Here is an 18,885-nt window from a genome sequence, read left to right on the forward strand (position 1 = left end):
CTATTTTAAAAATTATTCGTTAGAAATATATTTATAAGATAATTTCTTTTTTCCTGAGCTGGTAATAAAACCAAATTTTTTCTGAGGATTTGTACGCCAAGGAAGTCTACCTAAGACTTCTTTGGGAACAACATCAAAATCATATAAAGTCCATGACATAAAAGGAATTGAATTTTCTGTCATTATTTTTTGTACTTCTTTATAATAGTTTGCTTGTTTTTCTTCAGACCCTACAAAAGGTCTCCAAAAACCTCCGTAAGAAGATAACCCAAACTCTTGTAAAATGATTGGTTTGTCTTTTATTTCTTCTTTTAGTTTTAAGTACTCGTTTTCAAGTTCAGCTAAGTCTTCATAATAATGAAAAGAAACTACATCTACTTTATCTTTTAAAATAGTAGCACTTCTGGTGTTAGACCACCCAATAGTTACAGGGTGTTTTTTATCAATAGCTTTAATTAAAATAATCATAAAATCTAACCAAGCTGTTACGTTTTCTTTTCCCCTAGAATTAAAATCTAAATTGGGTTCATTTTTAACGTCCCAAGCTAAAATAGCCTGATGATCTTTAAAAGTTGCTACAATTTTTTCTGCATGTCTTTGGTTTAATGTCCAATCTAAAACATCATAATTACCATAAAAATCAAACAAAGTAATTACCACTTTTAAGTCTTCTGTTAAGGCTGTATCTAAAACTTTTTTTAGTTTTTCTAACTTTTCAAATTTTACATCTGCTTTTCCAAAATCTTCATAAGGCACAAAGATTCTAATGGAATTTAAACCTGCTTTTTTTATAATTCTAAAATCGTTTTTAATAATATTGATGTCAAATTTATCTCCATACATATCCCATGGAGTTGCTTGTGGGTAGTAGTTAATCCCTTTAATATTTGTAAAACTTATTGGGTTTTTTTGAGAGCTGTCTTTAAACTTTTCTGAAGCTTCTTTAACTACGTGTCTTATGCGCCAAAAACCATCTTCTAGCAATAAAACGTATCTATAGGTTGAAACTTCGGTAGCTTCTAAAATTATTTTTTCGTCTTTAAAAACTTTTTTATATTCTAAAGCACTTGAGTCTTTTAGTACAATTAATTGACCATCTTCACTAAAAAATTCAATATCTAAATTGTGTTCTAAAGTAGTCGCATCAATAGACGTATTCTTTAATTTATTATAATCTAAAATATTGTAGATGTTTTCTCTGGCACTTTTAGTAAAATAATCTTCTATACCAACTCGTGTATTTGTTTTGTAGGCAATTTGCTTTACGTACCAAGCATCTAAATAATCGTTTTCTACTGCATTTATTTTTTGCTGACTTATTTTTCTTCCTTCGTTTCCGTCATTTTTCCAAGTTACTTTTGGTAAATATTGTTCTACCTTTTTAACTTCTGTATGTAGCATTTTACTTCTGTCTGCACCCGTATTTAAAAAACTGTATAAAGAACTTACTAAAAATAAAAGAACACCAATTATAGCAAGGTAAGTAAGCATTAAAACACCTCTTAGAATTTGTTTGTTCATTTTTACCATAGTTTAAAGCTTTTAAATTCTTTTTTAATACCTGCAGTTTCAATTATAATTTTATAGACATCATTTTCAAAAATATTTGGATCTAAATAGAAGACAGCAAACCCATTTTTAGACTCTTTATAAATCTCATTGATTTTCTTACCTTCTTTATAAATGGATAGTTTTATAGACAATCCGTCAGGAATTATTTGATTCATAAAACTTTTTAAAGGACCTACTTTTATAGTTCTATTGTTGTCTAAAAAAACAATATTGTAATCTTCAATTACTTTTTTGTACTTAATTTTTAAAATATTACTTTCTGCAATACCTATAAAATACGCTTTTATACTCCAACTATCTTCAAAATCTGGATGAATAATTTTGGCATGAGCAACACCATTTAAAGTAGTACCTGTTGTTTTTAAAATATTGCCATTTTTATTGGTAATATAAAATTCTATATAACTACCATCACTTATAATGTTCTTGTTTTTATCTTTTATGGTAGATGTATAAAAGGTTGTTATTTGATTACCATCTGCATATTCATGGTTTCTATTAACATATATTTTAAAATTGGTAGCTATAGCTGGCATAATATTAACATCAAATTCTTTAGAATTTAAGCCAAAAGATTCTGAAGAAATAATCATTCTTCCACTTTTTTTAGGGGAAAAAATATTTTTATATCCAATTAATTTGTCGGTTAAAATAGGTTGTTTTTTTTCTGATTTTAAAAATTGATATTTTACATCTACTTTACTATTATCTCTAATAGGATTGTCTAAACTATCTGTTGGTATTACAACTAACATAGTGTAATCAGATCCGCCTGCATCTATACTTGGTGGACCTAAATAGGTTTCTATAGTTGTTGGTTGTTGCTGAGAATGAATAAGAATATTGCCAGAAATATCTTCGGAAGTATTTATAATTCTCCAAGACAATATGCCTCTTTTATTTGATAAAAAAGTAGGGATTTTAAAAGATACTTTTTCTTTTAAAACAGTTGCATCTAAAACAGTGGTACCATAGCTATTCGAACAATATAATTGAAGTATAGAGTCGTTTTTTACATGAAATTCTAGTGAAACTTTATCACCAACAATAAAATCTGTTTTTGTTGATATTAAAGAAATAGCTGTTTGCTTGGTTGTTGTTTCTTGGGCAAGAAAAGAAACAACAATTAATTGTAAAATGATTAGAAAAAAAAGTTTTTTTAATTTCATTATTTTGGATTACCTATATACATACTTAATTCTATTCTAACATAACTAAAAAGTGGATGCGCTACTTTTTGCAAGTTACCAATAGTCTGATTTTTAACTCTATTAGGTATTATTTTAAAAGCAATATCTTTATTTGGTAACCCATTAACAAAACAGAAACTCATATCATCATTAATTGTTTTTATAGTTGGGTTTAAAGGAATAGAATAGTTAAAACGGAGTTTTCTCTCTTGTCGTATTCCTTCTTTTAAAAATAAATTATCTACCCAAATCATTTCTTTTTCTTCATTATAGAAAGTAATAATCATTTGAGGTACAGTAATTTCTTGAATTCCACTATTAAATAAGGTTCCGCTAATTGTATTAGGCGTTATATTTATTTCACTTAAAACAATGTCTTTAAATAAGTCTGAATTAGTCGTGTTTCCTGCAGCTTGCAAATTAAACTTTGTAGGTTGTTCACTTAATTCTACAGGTGTAAACTCATCTGGATTAAATGTTTTAGGAATAGAATCTTTGGTCTTAGACCAAGCGATACCTTCAAAATTAATTCTAAAAGCACTAATTTCTTTTGGCATTAATTTATGCTTTAAAATATGCTTAGCATTGTAAGTTGCTAATTCTTTATTATCATCATTATAAAGAGTTCCTTTTAGAACAACATCTGCAGGTACATTGTCTATATTTTGTACTTCTCCAATAATTGCATAGCGTTTATTAAATTTAATTAATTTAGCAGAAACAATTTCTAAAACGGGTTGTTTTAATACATCTTCATGATGGGTTTGTTCTGTTGTAATTCTTCTTCTACCTTGGTTAAAATAACCAGTAGAATTTTTAGAATAGAGTTGATCTGGAGGTAAGTCTATAGACTTTCTTGTAGGTTTTAAATACCATTTTCCTTTTCTTTTAACAGCTGTTTTAAATGCTGTTTTTGATAATTTTTCTAACGGAGTAATCCATTTGGTTTCTACTTTTAAAGTAGCCAAACTATCTGTTTCTTTTGTAATTTCTGTAGTAATAGCATCTAGTTTTGCATATGAACTAAGCAAACCATCTGTAACAGAAATTTCTAATAGATATTGAGCCCGAGAAACACCACTTTTAGGATCTATATAGCTGTAGCTTTTATTTAATTCTTTAAAATCTATAGCATCATAATAGGCTTTTACTACATTTTCTGGAGACCTTTGTGTTTCATTTTTAATATAAAACATATAACAAGCATACGCAATAACTGCTATTAAAACGACTGCCCAAATATGAAGTGCTTTTAAAACAATTCTAGGAAATTTATGGTAATCTACTTTAAATTTAAAATAAATAGGTACCGCTTTTACCTTTGTTTTTAAACTGTTTACAAAAAGAGACTGTACATTTAAAATAAAGGCAATTAGCACGGTTAAGAAAGGAATTACACCCCAAATTATTTTTACCCAAGCAGGTACATCTTCTTTTGGTAAAATAGAAGAAACAGGAGGGACGTTTAATTTTTCCCAAACCATAATTCCGTTTTCTAATTGCGACAAACGCTGCCATCCGCAGAAAAATAAAACAGGATCATAAAATTTATCATTAGAAAAGATATATTTTAAATTATATTTTTCTGGAGTTGTTAAAAATTGCTGCAAAGAACCAATACCTGCAACTCCCTTAAATTTAGAATTTTCTAAACGTTCTATAGGTCTTGTAGTTAATTCTGGTAAACGTCTTGCAGAATGGTAATTACCATCTACACTCATAGCATTTGTTTGTGCTGCTAACCACGCCATTTGATCGCCAAAACCTAAAGTTAAATAACGCCAATGATCATGAGAATCTTGACTCAAAAAATTAACAATAGGCAACATTTTTATTTTTTGAGGTTGAGAAGGTCTAAAATATCCTAAACTCATAGTAAATATCACCATAGAAACATAGGCGCCTGCCAAAAGACCTCCTAATAATCGATGATAAACTGCACCAAATCTATCTTGAATTAATGTTTTTAAATCTCCTTCTACAAACCTATAAATAAATTCACCAAAAATAGGAATAGACATAATAGAACCCCAAAGTGTAAACCTATCTAAGGTTAAGATATTAAAGGCCGTTTCACCTAAAATAATTTTAGGTATAGGAGTTGTTCCACCAGTTCCTAAAATAACTAACATGGTAAAAGACAAACCAAAGAATAAATATCTTTTACTAAAATAGCGGTAAAAAATATAAGGTAGAATAAATAATAAAATTCCCCAAGGAATTGTAAAAAACACTAAACCAGAAGAAGTTACATCAATAAAACTATCTCTAGAACCATGTGGAATAGGTACTTGTGTAATTGGGTTTAATTTAGAATTCATCCAATAAGGAAAAATGCAAAAAATAATAAGGAATAATGAAGAGAAACCAAAAGCTAAGTTTTTCTTCAACTGTTTCATAAATGTTTTTAAAAATAATAAAAAAGTAACTTCTTTATAAGAATCTACTTCTTCTCTAGCAACATCCATAATTACCGTTCCTATTAAAGGGAAAATAAAAAATAACATTCCAAAAATAGGGGTAACATGATGAGAAGTTACTGTAACTGCAATTAAAGAAAGAGATGTAAAAAAGAATTTATACTTACCCGTTTTAAGCCATAAATAAATTTCGGGTAACGAATGCATTAAAACAGAAACACCAATTATACTGGGCAATTGCCCAAAAATGTGTAAAGTTTCTACAAAAGAAGAGGAGAAAACAGCTAAAATAGCAGCATAACCAGCAACAGTTCTATTAGATGTTATTAGTAAAGAATACCTATATGCACCCGTTACAAAAAGTATAATGGCAATTATGGCAACAGAAAACATTCCAAATTTTAAGCCACCAATTAAAGATAAAGCAGCAATTGTTTGATGCACTAAAGGCGGATAACTTTGTACTGTAAAACCGGTGTACCACTTATAGTTCCATGGCTCAAACCAATGATTTGCATAATGATCTGCAAAAAATAAATGAATTAAAGCATCGTAGGTTGTTTCTAAAGTAAAGAAAATAGTAGATCCATGAAATAGTATTGCTAATAGTATTGCAGTTATTAAATATTTGTTTGATTTTTCTTTCATTAACCGAGCTATCTATTAAGATAATGTAAATATAAAATATTTTTAAGGATAGTTTTTTTTTTATTTGTCTAAAGTAAACTACCTTTCATCCATGTTAATTTGCTGTTAAAGTGAAAATTAATAAAATTTAGTAGTACTAAAGTACTTTTGTTATGTAATTAAGAAATAAAAAACTCCCAAACATGAAAATATTAGCGATAGATGATCAAAAATTAGTTTTAATCCCTCTAGAAGTTAGATTAAAAGAATTAGGTTATGATGTAATTACAGAAACTGATGGAGTAAAAGGAATTGAATTATTTAATTCTTTTAAGCCAGATTTAGTTATCGTAGATATTAACATGCCAACCATTTCTGGATTAGAAATTGTAAGACATATTAGAGAAGTAAAAAAATCTGAAATACCAATTATGATTTTATCTGGTAATACAGATGATGAAATGATTACACAGGGTTTTGAATTAGGTGCAAATGATTATATGAAAAAGCCTTTAAGTTTGCAAGAAGTTTGTGCAAGAACAAAAAGATTAATTGGTGCGCCAGATATAGATAATAAAGAGAAAAAGTTTAATAATGTATTAATTCAGCAAAGATGCGTTGGAGTTGTTATTCCTTGTTATGATGAAGAAAAAAGACTTTTAAGTAAAGAATTTACAGACTTTATTATAAAAAATTCTGGTTATCATTTGTGCTTTGTAAATGATGGAAGTAAAGATAATACGCTACAAGTTTTAAATGATTTAAGAAAAGGAAGAGAAGACTTTATTACAGTATATGATTGTGAAAAAAATGGAGGTAAGGCAGAAGCAGTAAGGCAAGGAATGTTGCATATGGCTAAGCAAGATGATTTAGATTATATTGGTTTTTTAGATGCAGATTTATCTACAGATTTAGCAGATTTTGATGATTTAGTTTCAACCATAGAAAACTCTAATTATAAGATTGTTAGTGGCTCTAGAATTAGTAGAATGGGAGCAGATATAACTAAAGAATCTGCGAGAAAGGTTATTAGTTTAACGATTAATTATATTATTAGAAAAATACTTTCTATGGATTTTAAAGATACTCAATGTGGTGCAAAAATTTTCCATAAAGACGTTATTGATGTTTCTTTTGGAGAAAAATTTGTAACACAATGGATTTTTGATGTTGAAATTTTTAGAAGAATTACGCTTTATTATGGTTTAGATAAAGCAAAAGAAATGCTATGTGAGCAGCCTTTAAAAAGATGGATTCATGCAGATGGATCTAAACTATCTATGAAAGATTCTGTTAAAATTGTAGGGCAATTAGGTCAAATAGCTTGGTTTTATAGAAAAGGAAAAAAAAAGACTATTAAAAATTAGTATATAGAAAAGAGTAATTGTAATTTTTCGAAAGAAGATTATTCGTGTTTCAAAAAAATTACAAATAAAACTCAAACTTTTTAGTTTGAGTTTTATTGTTTAGGTGAATTTTCTAGATAAAATTAAATTTTTTAGAAACTATAGAAACTGATTAACTTCCGAATTAAAAAAAAATGAATATTTTTACGCAAACTATCAGGTTTTAATTTGATAAAATTATTAGGAGTAAAAAAGATGAAAGACTTAGAAAATAGATTATTTAGAATAGAAGGGAAAGTGCAAAATTATGATTGGGGAGGAGACAGTTTTATTCCTAATTTAGTTTCAGAAAAAATTGAAGCAAATACTACCTATGCAGAATATTGGTTAGGAGCGCATTTAAAAGCACCATCAACAGTAATTACAGATACCGGAAGTGTTTCACTAGAGCTATTTTTAGATCAAAATATAACAGAAAATTTAGGGGAAGATGTTGCAAAGGATTTTGGTAAATTACCTTATTTATTTAAAGTTTTAGATGTAAGTAAAATGCTTTCTATACAAGTACACCCTAGTATTGCTGCGGCAAAAATAGGCTACAAAAAAGAGAACGAACAAGGAATTCCGTTAACGGCAAGTAATAGAAACTATAAAGATGAAAATCACAAGCCTGAAATAATGGTGGCTTTAACAGATTTTTGGTTATTACATGGTTTTTTAGAACAAGAAAAATTAGTAAAAAATTTAAAAGAAACGCTGGAGTTAAGTTTCTTATTAAATACTTTTTTAGAAGAAGGATATTTAGGACTTTATAAAAAAGTGATGGAATATTCGCAAGAAGAAGTAAATACAATTTTGAGACCTTTGGTTAAAAGAATTCTCCCAAAATTTGTAAATAATGAATTAGAGAAATCATCGCCAGCATATTGGGCAGCCAAATCATTAAACAATACAGATTCTGAAGATATTGATAAAGGAATTTTTTCTATTTACTTTTTTAATATTTTAAATTTAAGTAGAGGAGAAGCTGTTTTTCAAGATGCAGGTGTACCACATGCGTATTTAGAAGGTGTAAATATGGAGTTAATGGCAAATTCAGACAATGTTTTAAGAGCCGGATTAACTAGTAAACATATAGATGTTGATGAGCTTATTAAAAATACAAAATTCGAAGAAACGATTCCTAATATCTTACTTGGTGATGAAAATATAGCAAACGGAGAAGTTGTTTTTAAAACGAAAGCTAGAGATTTTGAACTAAGTAAAATTGAATTGACAGAAACGGTATCTCATGCATCAACTTCTAATTCTGTAGAAATATTAATGGCTTTAAAAGGAGCTGCTACTGTTTCTCAAAATAAAGAATCTATCTCTTTAAATAAAGGGCAGTCTGTACTTATAAAAGCAAATACAACGTATAAAATTACTACAAATTCTGAGGTAGAAATTTATAAGGCAAGTGTACCAAAATAAAATTTCAAATTAATTTAAAATTGTTTTAGAGTTTTTTACTCTAAAACAATTTTCTGATCCCAAGAATTTAGGATCTCCTGCTTCTTCAGACCAAAAACCTTCTAAAATATCTTTATTTAGACATTTATAAACTACCATTCCCTTATAAATTGCATCTTCAAACCCAACATATTTAAAGTTGATAACTAGAATGTTATTCTTAAAGAAACCGATTCCTGTTTGTTCTTGAGAGTCACTAATATTCCATTTGGCAACAATTCTGTCATTTTCATCTAAAGTTAGGTATAGCTCTCCTTTATACGAATTTTGATTAGCATCTTGGTTGCTACCAATAATAGAATATGTGCCAACTAAATCTTGAATTGTCATTTTTTTGAAAGGTTTAGACTTTTAAGTTTACAATAATAAGCTATTTTCCTATCATCTAAAGTAAGCAATTTTGTAAACGGACATATTTTATATATTGATGGTGGAATTTTGGCAACCATAGGAAAACCATTGATAAAAGAGTAAAGATAATACAGTTTATTAATTAACCCATAAAGATATAAAAGGCTTAAAAAATAAAATTATTTTTAACACCAATATATAGGTGAGGTAAAGGGAATTAGTTTGCTATATTATTTATTGTTGAGGTTTGCAATCAAAACAAAAACCATACAAGTTATTAAATTTAGTCTTGTTTAATGATATTTAATGTAATTTAGTAACCAAACACATTGTAACAAGTTATGTATAGACTTTTATTTTTTATTTTTTTTATTAATGTTGTTAGTAGTGCTCAAGAATTACCGCCAATAAAAATATTTACAGCAGAAGATTATAAAGGTCAAAATCAGAATTGGGGAATAGCGCAGTCTGAAGACAATTTAATATATGTAGCTAATAATGGTGGGCTTCTCGAATATAATGGAGAACAGTGGCAACTATATACGCACATTTCAAACCCCATTTTAAGATCTGTAAAAGTTAAAGACAAAATAATTTATTCAGGTTCTTTTATGGATTTTGGCTTTTGGAAAAAAAATGAAAAAGGACAATTAGAATACAGCTCATTAGTAGAAAAGTTATCAATAAAATTAAAAGAAGGAGAAGAATTCTGGGATGTCAAATTTTATCAAAATTGGATTCTTTTTAAATCCAATACAAGAATTTATTTTGTGAATACTGTTTCTAAAGAGGTTAAAATAATAGAATCTAAAGAAATTATTTCTGGACTTTTTGTGTCAAATAATACCATTTTTTTTCAAAAAAAGAATGTAGGTTTATTTACTGTCCAAAATGGAGAAGAAAAAATTTTCTCAAACGATGCTTTTTTTAAGGATAATAAAATTATTAATTGTTTTTATCATAATAAAGAATTGCTTTTTTTATCAAAAGAAAAAGGTTTTGTTACGGTAAAGGAAACAGGTGTTACACAACTAAAAACGGATTTAAATAAACACAGTTTTTTAATTTTTAGTGCTATTCAATTAGAGGATAAAAGTTTCTTGCTTGGTACAATTTCTAAAGGTATTATTTTTCTGAGTGAAAATGGGGAAATTACGTCTAATATAAATCGAAAAAAAGGATTAAGTAACAATACAGCACTTTCTTTATTTCAAGACAATTCTCATAATATTTGGGTTGGTTTAGATAACGGTATAAATTACTTAAATGTATCATCAGCATTTAAAATTTTTGAAGATGAAGATGGCGCTTTAGGAACTATTTATACTTCTTTGTTTTTTGATAATCAACTTTATTTGGGGACTAATCAGGGATTATTTTTTAAAGATAAAAATTTAAAATTTAAGTTAATTGAAAATACAGAAGGCCAAGTTTGGTTTTTGAAAGAAATTGAAGGAAATCTTTTCTGTGGACATGATAAAGGAACGTTTATTATTAAAAATAAAAAGATAATAAGTGCTATAACTAAAGAACTTGGTACTTGGAATATAAAAGAAGTACCAAACAATAAGGATATTCTTATTCAAGGTGGTTATGACGGTTTATCTATTTTAGAAAAGGATAATAGGAGCTGGCAGTTTAAAAATAAAATTGATGGATTTGATATTTCTAGTCGGTTTTATGAGTTTTATAACGATAAATTATATGTAAATCATGAGTTGAAAGGGTTCTATGAACTAGAAATTGATGAAAACTATACTAAAGTACTCAAAAAAAAGAAAATAAATATTCCTCAAATAGGGTATGGGTCTAATGTTTTTTCTTTTGGTAATGATTTATTCTACTCATCTTCAGTAGGAATATATAAAAAACAAACTGATGGTAGTTTTAAAGTAGATTCTTTATTTTCAAAAAAAATAAATGATTTAGAGAGTATTACAACGATAAGAAAATTAGAGGAACAAAAGAACACGTTGTATAGCTTTTCTAATAATAATATACTTCTTATAACCTCTAATAGTATTAGTTTAAGCCCGCAAGTAAAAGCAATTCCTATTGCTGGTAGTATCAGAAATAATGTTTTAGGTTTCGAGAACTTAACACAAATTAGTGCAGACAATTATTTAATAGGTACTTCTCATGGGTATTTACTATTAAATGATGCTCTTGTAAAAAAAGAAAAGAACGTAACCATTTCCCTTCAACATGTACTTGTAAATAAGATTGATGGTGTAAAAACTGGCCTTTCGTTGGTGGAAGCACCAGTGTTAGAGAATAAGCACAACAATATAGAATTTTCATATAGTATTTCTAAGTATGATAAAATGATAAAAAACGAATATCAATATAGATTAGAAGGACTGTCTAACAACTGGTCCGATTGGACGGAGAATTCATCTCAATTATATGAGAACCTACCTTATGGAAACTATATTTTTCAGGTAAGAGGAAAATATGGAAATCAGATAGCAAACATCAAGTCTTTTAACTTTTCTATCGAACGCCCTTTTTATTTAAGTAATCTATACATCGTATTTTATGTAATAGCTGTTTTATTCATTATTGTTTTGATAAATATTTATTATAGAAGAAGGTATAAACTTAAAAGTAAATCTCTATTAGAGAAAGCTCAAAAAGAATTAAAGCTAAAAGAATTAGAAAGTGCTCAAATAATAATGAAACTTAATAATGATAAGTTAAGAGTAGATATAGAGAGTAAAAGCAGAGAGTTGGCAAGTTCTACAATGAATATTATAAAGAAGAATGATTTTTTAAATACTATTAAAACTGAATTGGCAAACAGTGAGAATAAAGATATCTCAAAAGTAGTTAAGATTATTGATAAGAACTTAAACAATACAGATGATTGGAAAATGTTTCAAGAAGCATTTAACAATGCTGATAAAAACTTTCTAAAAAAGGTAAAGGACAAACATACAAGTTTAACACCAAACGATTTAAGACTTTGTGCTTATCTAAGGCTAAACCTATCTTCTAAAGAAATAGCTCCTTTATTAAACATTTCTCCTAGAAGTGTTGAAGTTAAAAGATACCGATTAAGAAAAAAAATGGGTTTACCTCATGATGAGAACTTAACAAACTACATTTTGGAGATTTAATACCCAAACATTACTTTTTTTTACCAATACAACACCTATACAAGGGTAATATAAACATGTTTTGGGTTAATATTTCATACATTCTGTAAGCCTTGTGTTTATTAAGGATTCAGCATTTTTTTGCCATTTTATTTGTGATGTATGTTTTTTGTTGTGGCTGTTTTTGTCATTTAACTATAATTTAACTATAATTTTATAATCAAAATAATAAATACCTTATTCATGAGAAAACAAATCACATTATTACTCCTTTTACTTATAGGTTTTTGTGCTTCTGCGCAAACTATAGCAGTAAAGGGTGTTGTTAAAGATGCTAAAACGGGTGATCCATTGCCGGGAGTAAGTATATTAATTAAAGGAACAACAGTTGGAACTGAAACAGATTTTGATGGACTTTATAGTTTTGCCAAAGTGGAGGAAGGAGCAACTTTTGTATTTAATTATTTAGGATATGCTGCAAAAGAAGTTGTGGTAAATCAACAAACTTTAAATGTTTCTTTAGAAGAGTCTGCAGAGGCTTTAGATGAAATTGTTGTTGTTGGTTATGGTAAACAAAAAAGAAAAGATGTTACAGGTTCTGTATCTATAGTAGGTGAGAAAACTTTAGAAGCATTAAAACCTATTGATGCAACAAGTGCATTGCAAGGAACAACTTCTGGTGTTGCTGTAAATCTTTCGTCTGGAGCACCTGGTGCAAAAGTAAATATTTTAATTAGAGGGGTTAGTTCTAATACTAACAACCAGCCATTAACTATTGTAGACGGTTATGAAGGTGATTTAAATAGTATCAATCCAAATGATATTGAATCTATAACTGTATTAAAAGATGCCCAGGCTGCCATTTATGGTATAAAAGGAGCTAATGGAGTTGTTTTGGTAACTACTAAAATTGGTAAGAAAAATAAAAAAGCAACTGTAAAATACGACTCTTACGCTGCTTTTCAACAAACTACTAAAAAGTTAGACTATTTAAACGCAACGGAATATGCATTGGTTTTAAATGAAGCGTACGCAGCAAGTGGGCAAACATTACCTTTTAGTAATGTAAGTCAACTAGGACAAGGTACCAACTGGCAAGATGAGCTTTTTAATGATGCTATGTTAATGAATCATAATATTAGTTTATCTGGTGGTGGAGAAAGTTTTAGATATTTTATTAGTGCATCACGTACCGAGCAAGATGGTATTATTGCCAAAGAAAAATCTAATTTTATTAGAAATAACATCAAGTTAAACTTAGGTGTAGATATTAGTGAAAAATTAAATTTTTCTGTAATAGCAAACTACTATACGAGTGCTTCACAAGGTTTTGATGAATCGCTTTTATTTAATGGTTTAAATTATGCTCCTACTTTTGGAGTAAATGAAGAGGATACAAATAACTTTTTAGGAATTGAAGTTGTAAATCCTTTATCATTATTAAACAACACATTTGGTGAAAATAACGGTAATGGAATTGAAGGAAACTTTAAATTAGAATACAAGCCAATAGAAGGTTTAAATATAGTGTCGCGTGTGGGTTATAAGATTTATAACGAAAAGCAACGCACATTTACACCTATTCAAAACTATGGTTCTAGTAAAGTATATAATAAAACACAAAGTTCTGTTTATCAGTTTAAAGCAACTTCTACAAGAGTAAATTGGGAAACATTTGCAACCTATCAGAAAACGTTTGCAGAAAATCATAATACTACTTTTACAGCAGGTACAAGTGTACAGAACGATTTATTTGATGGTATTTACGCTACCGGATTTGATGTGCCTAATAACTCTTATGAATTTGCAGATATTAGTTTAACAAATTCGCAAAGTGAACAAAGAAGTTTAAATACAGGTAATGGAGATATTAGGTTAACCTCTTTCTTTGGTAGAGCTCAGTATGATTATAAAGGGAAATATTTATTTTCTGGATTAATTAGAAGAGACGGTGCTTCTGTTTTTGCAGAAGATCAAAGAGTAGATAATTTTTGGTCTGTAACTACAGGTTGGAAAATTTCTGATGAAAACTTCTTAAAAGATAATAAAACGATTAACTTTTTAAAATTAAGAGCAAGTTACGGTACTTTAGGAAACTTAGTTGGGGATAACTTATACAGATCTTTATTAGATGGTGAAGGTGAGTATGTGTTTAATGGTAGCTTAGTAGATGGTACTGCACAAGGTGCTTTGTCTAATCCATCAGCAACTTGGGAAACCGCAGAAAAATTAGACATTGGTTTAGATATGAATCTATTTGATGATAAACTGACTATTGTTGCAGATTATTTTGAAGAAACAAGAAAGGATTTACTAATTGAAAACTTTCCAGTTTCTGGTTTGTTAGGTTCAGGCGCAGCAGGAGGGGAAAACCCAACAGTAAATGCAGGTACTTCTAAAAATACAGGTGGAGAATTGGCAATTAACTACAATGCTATTTCTAAAGAAGATTTTTCTCTAAATTTTGGATACAATGTTACCTATGTTAAAAACAAAGTAACAGACGTTTTAGACGACGCTATTGTAGAAGGAGGTGATTTTGGAATCGGTAACCTTCCTATATCAAGAATGGAAGTAGGACAACCAATTGGTTATTTCTTAGGCTTACAAACAGATGGAATTTTCCAAACGCAAGCAGAAGTAGATGCACATCCTTCGCAAACAGGGCTAGGAGCAAGTGTTACTTCTCCCGGAGATATCAGATATAAAGATACAAATAACGATGGTGTTATAGACTTTGATGATCGTGTTAATATTGGTAATCCACAAGCAGATTTTTATATGGGATTCAATGTGTCTGCAAAATATAAAAACTGGGATTTCACTTCTTATTTATATGCAGAGCTAGGAAAAGACATGGTTAGAAATTTTGAACGTTTTTTACCAAATGTGAATAAACCCGCTTATTACTTAGATAGATGGACAGGTTCAGGAACAAGCAACTCGGTACCTAGGTTAACTAATGATGCTACAAACAACAGACTGTTTTCAGATTTCTTTGTAGAAGATGCTTCTTTTTTACGTATGCAAAATATACAAATAGGATACACTTTTGCGCCAGGTTTATTAGAAAAAGTAGGGCTGTCTAAATTAAGGTTATATACTTCTATCAATAACTTATTTACGCTAACAGACTACACTGGTTACGATCCTTCTATTAATGGCGGAGCAATTGGTGCAGGTATCGATTCTGGTAACTATCCATCTGCTAGACAGTTTTTGTTAGGTTTAAATGTTGAATTTTAAAAAATAAAAGATGAGAAATTACAATCAAATAATAAAATTAGGATTCATCTTTATGGCAAGTTTACTTCTTTTAAGTGCTTGTTCTGATGACTATTTAAATAATTCTAAAATTTACGCGGAAGATTCTGAATCTTTTTTCAATTCAGAAACAGATTATTACAATGCTTTGGTAGCAGCTTATGACCCTTTACAATCTACATTTAGAAATGTATTAATGGGAGAAATAGCTTCTAACAATACTTTGTGTGGTGGAGAAACAGCTACAGATGTTCCTGGATATCAGCAAATAGATGATATGACGCATACTCCTGTTAACGATCAACTTCAAGACCTTTGGAGCCTAATGTATGGAGGTGTTAATAGAGCCGCTTATATAATAGAATTTAAAGATAAAACCGACTTTACAGGTAAAAATGTAATTCTTGCGGAAGCTTATTTCTTAAGAGCGTATTATAATTTTGAATTGGTAAAATGGTTTGGAGACATTCCTATTAAAGCAGACGGTCGTTTTGTTTTGGGTGATGAAAAAACAATACTAAGATCGCCAAAAGCAGATGTATATGCTTTAATTGAAGCAGATTTAGAATATGCAATTGCAAACATGACGTATACAGCGCCTCAAGTTGGTAGAGCAACAAAAGGTTCAGCTCAGGCATTATTAGGAAAAGTTTATTTATATCAAGATAAATTTGATGAAGCTGCAAGCGTTTTAGAAAATGTAATTAATAACGGAGGATATGTTTTAGAATCTGATTATGATAAAATTTTTGAATTTGACGGAGAAAATGGTACAGGTGCTGTTTTTGAAGTGCAATATACAGATACACAAGGTGCAAGTTTCGATTGTTTACAGTGTAGTGAAGGTAATGTTGCTGTTGGTTATCAGGGTGTAAGAGGATATGAAGGGAGTTTATTTACTTCAGGATTTAGTTTTAATGTACCAACTCAAGAAGTGGTAGATGAATTTGAAGATGGAGATAACAGAAAAGAGGTTGCTATTTTAGATATTGATGCATGGGCAGCTTCAACTGGAGCAAAATTCACTACAGGTTATGAGCATACAGGTTATTTTAATAGAAAATATCTTCCTAGAAAAAGAAGTGAAGAAGCAGCAGGAGACTTAAACTTAACAAACCCTAATAATTATAGAGCTATTCGTTTTGCAGATGTTTTATTAATGGCAGCAGAAGCTAATAATAGAAAACCATCAGCAGATGATGCTAAAGCTAAAACGTATTTAAATAGAGTGAGAGAAAGAGCTTTTGGTGATGCAGATCATAATATTGTTACAACTGGTTCTAACTTAACAGCTGCAATTTATAAAGAGCGTAGAGTAGAATTAGTAGGAGAAGGTCATCAATTTTTCGACTTGGTAAGAACAGGTAGAGGGGCTCAAATACCAGGTTTTACAACGGGTAAAAATGAGGTTTTTCCAATTCCGATTGAAGAAATACAATTTTCACAAGGAAATTGGAAACAAAACGATAAATACTAATAATTATGAAGAAATTAAAAATAATATACAAAGCATTAATACTACTTTTGATTATTAATGCTTGTTCAGAAGAAGATAGATCTTTAGACTTCTTAGATAATGTAGCACCTCCATCTAATGTTGCTGCTAGTTATAATTTATCGCAAGATAATTCTGGTTTGGTTACTATTTTACCAACTGCGGTTGGAGCAACCATGTTCGATGTGTATTTTGGAGATGCATCTGCAGAAGAAAAAGGAGTGGAAGCTGGTAAAATGGCGCAATATACTTATGCAGAAGGTACTTATAATGTAAAAGTTATAGCCTATAATTCTAAAGGAGATACAGCAGAAGCAATACAAGAATTAGTCGTTTCTTTTAAAGCTCCAGAAAATTTAGAAGTTACTATAGAAAATGATATTGCAATCTCTAAACAATTAAATATTACTGCGAAAGCAGATTTTGCAGCTACTTACGATTTTTATTCAGGAGAAGCAGATGTAGCTCAACCAGCAGCATCAGCTAATATTGGAGATGTCATAAATTATCAATACGCTACAGCAGGTACTTACAATGTAAAAGTAATAGCTAAAGGTGGTGCAATTGAAACAACAGAATATACCGGTGAGTTTGAAGTTACTGCTATTTTAGCACCTTTAAAATCAGCAAATACACAACCAGCAAGAGACGCTGCAGATGTTATTTCTATTTTTAGTGATACCTATACAGATGTTGCAGGTACAGATTTTAACCCGAATTGGAGCCAAACAACTGTTTATACTCCTTTTGAGTTAAATGGTGATGCTATGATTCAGTATAGTAATTTAAACTATCAAGGAATTCAAATTGGTGAAACACAAGATATTTCTGGTATGGAGTTTCTTCATTTAGATGTTTGGACTGCAGATGCTACAGAATTAGATACCTATTTAATTAGTGTTGCAAGCGGAGAGAAAATGATAAAAAGAGCATTAACAAAAGATGCTTGGACAACGATTAACATTCCTATTTCAGCATTTACAGAGCAAGGTTTATCAGTAGATGATATTCACCAATTCAAGTTTGAAGGTTCGGGGTCTGTGTTTATAGACAATCTTTATTTTTACAAAGCGAGTTCAGCGCCAGTTACTGGTGTAACTCCATTAACTTTTGAAACAGATTATGAATTAAGTTCTTTTGATGGTGGATCTGCTTCCGTTATTGCAAATCCAGATGCAAATGGAAATTCATCTTCTTCAGTTTTAGAACTTGTAAAAAATGCAGGTCAGCTTTGGGCAGGATCTAAAATTACAATTTCGTCAACATTTGATGTTTCTAATACAACAATTACTGCTAAAGTTTGGTCTCCAAGAGTAGGTTTAGATTTATTGTTAAAATTTGAAGATGCTACTCCATGGCCTAATACTGTGTCTTCAGCAGAAATTACAGCAACTACAACGGTAGCGAATGCTTGGGAAGAGTTAACGTTTGATTTTTCTGGAATAAGTACTAGTGTAGATTTTAATAATCTAGTTTTAATAATGGACAACGGTACGGAAGGAGATGGATCATCTGATTTTACTATTTATGTAGATGATATTTCTACAAGTCCTGTTTTAGATTTCGAACCAGAGTTTATATTAAGTTCTTTTGATGGTGGTGCAATTTCTGTAATTGCAAATCCAGACACAAACGGAAACGCATCTGCAATGGTTGCACAAATTGTAAAAAATGCAGGTCAACTTTGGGCAGGATCTAAAATAACGGTTCCAACTCCGTTTAGTTTTACTAACGGAACAAGTGTAAAAGTTAAAGTTTGGTCTCCAAGAGCAGGTTTAGATGTATTATTAAAATTTGAAGATGCTACTCCGTGGCCAAATACCGTGGCTTCAGCAGAAATTACAGCAACTACAACCACAGCGAATGCTTGGGAAGAGTTAACGTTTGATTTTTCTGGAATAAGTACTACTGTAGACTTTACAAACCTAGTTTTAATAATGGATAATGGTACAGAAGGAGATGGTTCTGCTAATTATACTATTTATCTAGACGATATATCACAATTTTAAA

General features: G+C 29.6%; 10 protein-coding genes and 1 pseudogene. 7 read left to right on the forward strand and 4 right to left on the reverse strand.

Translation table 11 applies throughout. The features are described 5' to 3' along the window. Positions 1–12: 12 nt before the first annotated feature. Genes GQS58_RS01870 through GQS58_RS01880 form a run of 3 tightly spaced genes read right to left on the reverse strand, consistent with a single transcriptional unit; the run spans position 13 to position 5,830 of the window. Positions 13–1,530, reverse strand: coding sequence for a glycoside hydrolase family 2 TIM barrel-domain containing protein (locus GQS58_RS01870; RefSeq protein WP_166382263.1), 1,518 nt, complete (start codon positions 1,528–1,530; stop codon positions 13–15). After that, positions 1,524–2,741 (reverse strand): hypothetical protein, encoded by a 1,218-nt coding sequence (locus tag GQS58_RS01875; RefSeq protein ID WP_166382265.1) that lies wholly within the window; start codon positions 2,739–2,741, stop codon positions 1,524–1,526. The genes GQS58_RS01870 and GQS58_RS01875 overlap by 7 nt, the downstream gene beginning before the upstream one ends. Then, a complete protein-coding gene (locus GQS58_RS01880) occupies positions 2,741–5,830 on the reverse strand; it encodes a hypothetical protein (RefSeq protein WP_166382267.1) in 3,090 nt (1,029 codons plus the stop codon). Before GQS58_RS01880 ends, GQS58_RS01875 begins: the two co-directional genes overlap by 1 nt. Before the next feature lie 182 nt (positions 5,831–6,012). On the opposite strand from GQS58_RS01880, the gene GQS58_RS01885 reads away from it, so the two are divergent. Next, on the forward strand, positions 6,013–7,176 hold the full coding sequence (locus GQS58_RS01885) for a response regulator (protein WP_166382269.1): 1,164 nt from the start codon (positions 6,013–6,015) through the stop codon (positions 7,174–7,176). Positions 7,177–7,410: 234 nt separating this feature from the next. Beyond that, a complete protein-coding gene (gene manA, locus GQS58_RS01890; RefSeq protein WP_166382271.1) occupies positions 7,411–8,628 on the forward strand; it encodes a mannose-6-phosphate isomerase, class I in 1,218 nt (405 codons plus the stop codon). Positions 8,629–8,637: 9 nt separating this feature from the next. On the opposite strand, the gene GQS58_RS01895 is transcribed toward manA, so the two are convergent. After that, on the reverse strand, positions 8,638–8,997 hold the full coding sequence (locus tag GQS58_RS01895; protein ID WP_166382273.1) for a hypothetical protein: 360 nt from the start codon (positions 8,995–8,997) through the stop codon (positions 8,638–8,640). A gap of 39 nt (positions 8,998–9,036) precedes the next feature. Between GQS58_RS01895 and GQS58_RS01900 the strand changes: the two are divergent. From GQS58_RS01900 to GQS58_RS01920, 5 genes and pseudogenes are all read left to right on the forward strand, one after another. After that, a pseudogene (locus GQS58_RS01900) lies at positions 9,037–9,141 on the forward strand (gluconate 5-dehydrogenase); the annotation flags it as partial. Positions 9,142–9,359: 218 nt separating this feature from the next. After that, positions 9,360–12,137 (forward strand): triple tyrosine motif-containing protein, encoded by a 2,778-nt coding sequence (locus tag GQS58_RS01905; RefSeq protein WP_166382275.1) that lies wholly within the window; start codon positions 9,360–9,362, stop codon positions 12,135–12,137. A gap of 222 nt (positions 12,138–12,359) precedes the next feature. Continuing rightward, positions 12,360–15,362: a SusC/RagA family TonB-linked outer membrane protein gene (locus tag GQS58_RS01910; protein WP_166382277.1), complete on the forward strand. Its 3,003-nt coding sequence runs from the start codon at positions 12,360–12,362 to the stop codon at positions 15,360–15,362. Positions 15,363–15,414: 52 nt separating this feature from the next. Continuing rightward, entirely contained in the window at positions 15,415–16,857 is a 1,443-nt protein-coding gene (locus GQS58_RS01915) for a RagB/SusD family nutrient uptake outer membrane protein (protein ID WP_240914548.1), read from the forward strand. Positions 16,858–16,862: 5 nt separating this feature from the next. After that, on the forward strand, positions 16,863–18,884 hold the full coding sequence (locus GQS58_RS01920; RefSeq protein ID WP_166382281.1) for a PKD domain protein: 2,022 nt from the start codon (positions 16,863–16,865) through the stop codon (positions 18,882–18,884). Position 18,885 lies beyond the last annotated feature (1 nt).

The organism is Polaribacter sp. 11A2H, from assembly GCF_011379025.1.
GTDB lineage: Bacteria > Bacteroidota > Bacteroidia > Flavobacteriales > Flavobacteriaceae > Polaribacter.